The 1,150-nt window shown below is 70.3% G+C and carries 1 protein-coding gene and 1 pseudogene; both read right to left on the bottom strand.

Annotation, left to right across the window (positions count from 1 at the left end; all coding sequences use genetic code 11):
- The coding region (locus MKK50_RS00040; protein WP_499019515.1) for a sugar nucleotidyltransferase at positions 1-461 on the bottom strand (461 nt) is incomplete at its 3' end.
- A 19-nt stretch (positions 462-480) separates the two neighbouring features.
- Positions 481-1,150 (bottom strand): annotated as a pseudogene (locus MKK50_RS00035) (SDR family oxidoreductase); the annotation flags it as partial.

The following is a 1,150-nucleotide window of genomic DNA, read 5'->3' as shown; positions in this document are numbered from 1 at the left end:
TAGAAGTACAGGCCCGTCACCGCCCAGGGGCTCTCTGGCGTCTTGGGCTTCTCCACCAGCCGCAGGGGCCGGCCGGTCTCGTCGAGGGTGACGACGCCGTAGGCCTCCGGATGATCGACGTGGTAGGCGAACACCGTCGCCCCGCTCTTGCGGGCGCGGGCCTTGGCGAGCAGGTCGCTCATGCCGTTGCCGAAGAACAGGTTGTCGCCGAGCACCAGCGCCACGTCGTCCGTCCCGACGAAGTCGCGGCCGATGATGAAGGCCTGGGCCAGCCCCTCGGGCCGCGGCTGCACCGCGTAGGAGAAGGTCAGGCCGAACTGCTCGGCACCGGCGAGCATCAGCACCGAGATCGGATAGTAGATCATCGGCTTGTCGTAGACCGGCAGCAGCTGCTTGTTGATCGCCAGCGTGGCCGGGTGGAGCCTTGTGCCGGAGCCGCCGGCGAGCACGATGCCCTTCATGCGAAAAACGTCCTGATAAGTGGGGGCGGACCGGCCCGACCAGCCGGTCGAGGATGTCGTCGGGCGCCTGCTCCCAGGGGCGGGGCGCGATGCCGTAGGCGTCGGTCAGGCTCTGGGTGGAGAGGCGCGAGTTCACCGGACGCCGGGCCGGGGTCGGGTAGGCGGAGGTCGGGATGCCCTCGACCGGCACGATGCGTCCGCCGCGCCGGGCCGAGCCCGCGACGATCGCGCGGGCGAAGTCGCACCACGTGGTCGCGCCGTCGTTGACGCAGTGAAAGGTGCCGGTGGGCGCAGCCTCGTCGCCGGCCAGCCGCAGGGCGATGGTGGCGAGCGCGCTTGCGAGATCGGCTGCGGCGGTCGGGCAACCGTGCTGGTCATCGACAACGGTGAGTTTGTCCCGCTCGCCCGAGAGCCGCAGCATCGTCTTCACGAAGTTGCCCCGGTGCGGGCTAACCACCCAGGCGGTGCGCACGATCGCGTGGCCCGGCTGGCAGCAACGGACCGCCATCGCGCCGGAGGCCTTGCTGGCACCGTAGTCGCTTTGCGGATTCACCGGCACATCGGGAGCGTAGAAGCCCTCGCCCGCGCCGTCGAACACGTAGTCGGTCGAGACGGGGACGAGCTGGATGCCCTGCCGCTTCGTCTCGGCGGCCAGAATGGCCGGGGCCAGTGCGTTGAGGCGCCATGCG

The sequence above is a fragment of the Methylobacterium sp. J-043 genome (genome assembly GCF_022829505.1).
GTDB classification, from domain to species: Bacteria; Pseudomonadota; Alphaproteobacteria; order Rhizobiales; family Beijerinckiaceae; genus Methylobacterium; species Methylobacterium extorquens_A.
This window is presented reverse-complemented; position numbering and strand designations above follow the sequence as displayed.